Raw genomic sequence first — 3813 nt, 5'->3', positions numbered from 1 at the left:
GTTTTCAATTTTCAAACAAGCCTTGTTCTTTTGTTGTGAAAGTATCGTTGTCAATCGGTTGGCCTAACAAACGGCTCAAGAGGGATTGTCAACGCGTGGCGGCTTTAGTGCAGAATTGAAGTTCAGTGTTTACAGTGTGTTTTTTTAAGTTTGGTGGTGCGTTGTCAACCCCTTAGCCGGGCGTTAGATTTACGAAGAAAAAGCGTATTGGTTGGGAAAAAGATTTGGGGATTTCTCTAACCATTCATTTACGGCTTTCAGCAAGTCAGCTTTTTCTGTCCCAATTCTTTGCCATCTCCAGCAGTGGCGAAAACCAAAATCCGTGGGTTGCTTCATTGGAAAATTGTGTTGGTAGGTTGAAAGTTTAACTGGCGCAAAATCGCTTTGATTTAACCAATCAAACTGACTTAACCATTTGTTTTTAGGTTTGTCGCATTTGTCTGCCAAATTAAGAGAAATACTTGGAAGTGGTTCAGCGCAATGCATTAATCTAGCGGAATTCTTTGCCAAGTCGGTGAAGGTTAAACAGTAAAACCTAACAAGAAATTCAAGCCTGACTACCAACGCGTGGCTGAATCTGCTCTAAATGGGTTTAGTGATTACGGTACGTTGCTTCAAATGACATTGTGCGTTGGCAGCAGCTTAATTTAGCGTTAGGCGAAAAGTATCAAGGTAGTATTTATGTTAGAAAAAGACTTGCAAGCAGAAATATACAATGCACTTTGTCAAGGACGTTTTTGCGAGCTTATTAACGGGATTGGATATTATAGAGGAATGGCAAAAGTAAATCTTTATGCTGAAGATGCATTTTCTATAGAGACGTCAATTAAACAACGTTATACTGAATCCGTCCTGCATATTTATAGAAGACTTAAAAATGAAGAGTACGAGATCATTGGAGATGAAAATCCTAAGAACATTTCTTTGAATCGGAATGAAAGGCTTTTTCCAGACTTTCTAATCCATGATTATGAGAGAAATTTTTATGTTTTTGAGCTTAAAGTAGGTGTAAAAACAGAGCGAGAAGCCATAACCGAAATATTCGCTTATATTTTTGAGTTGAAAAACCACTTACCTCATATTAATAATAGAGAAATATCAATAGTTATTATCTCTGAAAGTTTTGGTACTCTTTTATCACATGCAGTTTTACAACTAATCAGCTTCTTTGGTGTTAGGGTTCTGTGTTTAAAAGTTTGTGGCTCTAGATTAAATAGAAGGCTAGATATCTTTAATCCTATAAATTTGATTGTTAAAAATGAAGAACGTTTGACTAAACGTTCATTTTCAACGATTTGTTTACCTCTCTATCAAACAAAGTCAATGAGTAAAAAAGCAAATCAAAACATAGAGCATATTTATAAAATTGCAGAGGATATGATATTAGAGAAAGCAAATAGATTAAACTCTGATGGATTCTGCGTACTATATAGAAATAACGAATTCGGTGATGAGGTTGGACCTATAGCTAAGTACTATATAAAAATATCCCTTCTCAACCCATTTGAACTAATGGATATAGAAACAATTTATAATAGGAATTCTCCTCTATCTCAATCACTTTATGATTTACACAGAGAAAGTGATTACCATCTACAAAGTCACTTCGACGAAATTGTATCTGATGGTGTGGATTTCTTGAATAAGTTTTATCACGTGGGGCTAGAAGGAATGTTGACACTCGAACAGTTTGAGGAAGTATATAACCCTAGTTTAATGGTTGACGCAATTAAATGTAATGTATGGGGAGAGTTTGGTACTTATGTCAAAAAGCTAATATATTCAGAGTGTGATGGTTTTGATTTTTTTAACGAAGAGAAAGATCATACGCATCCCTTTGAGCTTTGGGAGATTTTAGCGTACTTATTTGGTGAGACGTAAATTCGCCTAACAAACAATTCAACAGTGATTCGCAACGCTTGGCACTTTCACTTCGGGTTGAGTTTAGTGTTTACGGCGCAATGTTGAGGTTCAGTCTCTGCGCTGCTCACACGTTAATTGGGCGTTATGCAACTCAGGGAAATTTAGGGGTTCAATCTTTTTAGATTTCTCCGGCCATTCATTTTGTGTTGTCGGCAAATGAGCCCCCTTAGCCGGGCGTTATGTCTTTTGAGGTACTAATGAGTACATATGAGATTGTTTCTACAATAGTTATCGTAATAAGTATTGGTATCAATTTGTACCAATTTAGGGCAAGGAAGCCTAAGCTAAAAATTCGGCTTATCAGAAGCTTGGAACCTAATGTTGATGGCGTAGGGAATTATCTTTGCGCTCGGATTTTTGTTTCCAATCATGGTGGTGAAGCTGCATATTTCGGTGGGTTAGAAGCAGTAGATGACAAGGGTAACATCTTCTATCCAAGTTGTTCTTTGAAAGCACAAAATTTGATCCCTCCAAATGCTTCAATTGTCGGAGTAATTCCAAATGGACATTTACTTTGCGATGGAACCAAAAAATTATTCGTAGTTGATGGAACATTAAGTAAACACAAGCTTTCTTCGATAAATTTACGCAGAACTATCAAGGAGTTAAAAGAGGAGCGTCAACGACTAGAAAGTCTAGGATACAAGGTGCACCCAAACACTTCTTGGTCGTCTTAACTACAGACATAACAAACAATTTAAGAGCTCTTGAGCCGTTTGTTATGCCAATTTTACCCGTTGAGTGTAATGCTCAAAGGCTGTGACTTTCACATAACCTTCAGACTCATAAAGCGATTTGGCTTTTTCATTGGATACCGCTGTCGCCAGTTTGACTGTTATCGCGTCTGTGTCTTTGGCAAAAACAGCAACTTTCTGTAGTAAAGCTCTGCCGACACCTTTTTTACGTGCATTCTCAGACACATACAGATCGTTTAGATACCACATCCTTTTCATCGCAACTGAGGAAAAGGAAGGATATAGCTGTGCAAAACCTAGAGGCTCATTACCTTCTGATAAGGCTAGAAAAATCACTGAGTCACCATTTTTCATGTGCATCTCGATAAAACTTCTAGCACCTTGAATATCACTTTCTTGCTCATAAAACTGACGATAAGCATCAAATAAGATCGCAATGTCATCTAAATTTGAAACACTCGCTTCAATCACTTTCATCTGAACTTCCTTGTTCATAATTGGCATAACGCCCAATTAAGGTGCTCTTGAAGCGTTTGTTAGCCGTTTATTCACGTAACTATTGTCTATTTAACAAAAATGTACGAAGATCTCTTTCTGCTCGCATAACAAATAAAATATAAACCTTGCCGTCATTTTGTTTATAAAAAACACGACACGGATTAATAACCACTTCCCTGTAACTTAAATGTTCGAGTTCTGGTGGGATACGGCCTGAATCAGGAAAGGTTTCCAAACGTTCAACTTTAGAGAAAATCGTTTGGACTAATTGTTTTGCAGACACAACATTTTCAAGTGCTATATATTCAGCGATATCGTTAAGATCTGATAACGCTGGGTCAGTCCAAATTATTTCAGCCATTTTGACATTTTGCCCTTGGCTTCATGATGAGAAATTACTCTACCGTCGGTAATCGCTCGCTCACCACGAGCAATACCTTCAAGAATCGCTAATCGATTTTGCATAAACTCATAATCATCAACATCAATAAGATAAGCCGATGGTTTACCATGTTCAGTGATTAATACAGGCTCTTTGGTATCATGGAGATCAGCAAGGATCTTAGTTGCTTGTCGCTTAAGTGATGTTACCAATTCAACTTTCATTAGACGTACTCCAAAAACAGACCACTAAAGTGATACTATTCTATCACTTTGAGGATAGCAAGTTTAATGACGGCTAACGCCCGGCTAAGGG

Annotated in this window: 5 protein-coding genes; 2 read left to right on the top strand and 3 right to left on the bottom strand. The window is 37.4% G+C overall.

Annotated features, from left to right (window positions below; genetic code table 11):
* Positions 1-681 precede the first annotated feature (681 nt).
* Positions 682-1881, top strand: coding sequence for a hypothetical protein (locus DD616_RS17145; RefSeq protein WP_208871979.1), 1200 nt, complete (start codon positions 682-684; stop codon positions 1879-1881).
* Between the two features lie 239 nt (positions 1882-2120).
* Positions 2121-2600 carry a peptidase T gene (locus DD616_RS17140; RefSeq protein WP_175247632.1) on the top strand — a complete coding sequence of 160 codons (480 nt, stop codon included), beginning with the start codon at positions 2121-2123 and terminating at the stop codon, positions 2598-2600.
* A gap of 42 nt (positions 2601-2642) precedes the next feature.
* On the opposite strand, the gene DD616_RS17135 is transcribed toward DD616_RS17140, so the two are convergent.
* The 3 genes from DD616_RS17135 to DD616_RS17125 form a co-directional block, all read right to left on the bottom strand.
* Positions 2643-3095 (bottom strand): GNAT family N-acetyltransferase, encoded by a 453-nt coding sequence (locus DD616_RS17135; protein WP_208871978.1) that lies wholly within the window; start codon positions 3093-3095, stop codon positions 2643-2645.
* Positions 3096-3174: 79 nt separating this feature from the next.
* Positions 3175-3477, bottom strand: a complete 303-nt coding sequence (locus tag DD616_RS17130) for a type II toxin-antitoxin system RelE/ParE family toxin (RefSeq protein WP_208871977.1) — start codon at positions 3475-3477, stop codon at positions 3175-3177.
* Entirely contained in the window at positions 3465-3722 is a 258-nt protein-coding gene (locus DD616_RS17125) for a type II toxin-antitoxin system Phd/YefM family antitoxin (RefSeq protein WP_094501672.1), read from the bottom strand. Before DD616_RS17125 ends, DD616_RS17130 begins: the two co-directional genes overlap by 13 nt.
* Between the last annotated feature and the right edge of the window lie 91 nt (positions 3723-3813).

Origin of the sequence: Vibrio anguillarum (assembly GCF_003390515.1) — a bacterium.
In the GTDB taxonomy this organism is placed as follows: Bacteria; Pseudomonadota; Gammaproteobacteria; order Enterobacterales; family Vibrionaceae; genus Vibrio; species Vibrio anguillarum.
This window is presented reverse-complemented; position numbering and strand designations above follow the sequence as displayed.

What these genes read in the sequence shown, in the direction of transcription:
- DD616_RS17145 (WP_208871979.1), top strand. Translation starts at nt 682, where the DNA reads ATGTTAGAAAAAGACTTGCAAGCAGAAATATACAATGCACTTTGTCAA.
- DD616_RS17140 (WP_175247632.1), top strand. Translation starts at nt 2,121, where the DNA reads ATGAGTACATATGAGATTGTTTCTACAATAGTTATCGTAATAAGTATT.
- DD616_RS17135 (WP_208871978.1), bottom strand. Translation starts at nt 3,095, where the DNA reads ATGAAAGTGATTGAAGCGAGTGTTTCAAATTTAGATGACATTGCGATC.
- DD616_RS17130 (WP_208871977.1), bottom strand. Translation starts at nt 3,477, where the DNA reads ATGGCTGAAATAATTTGGACTGACCCAGCGTTATCAGATCTTAACGAT.
- DD616_RS17125 (WP_094501672.1), bottom strand. Translation starts at nt 3,722, where the DNA reads ATGAAAGTTGAATTGGTAACATCACTTAAGCGACAAGCAACTAAGATC.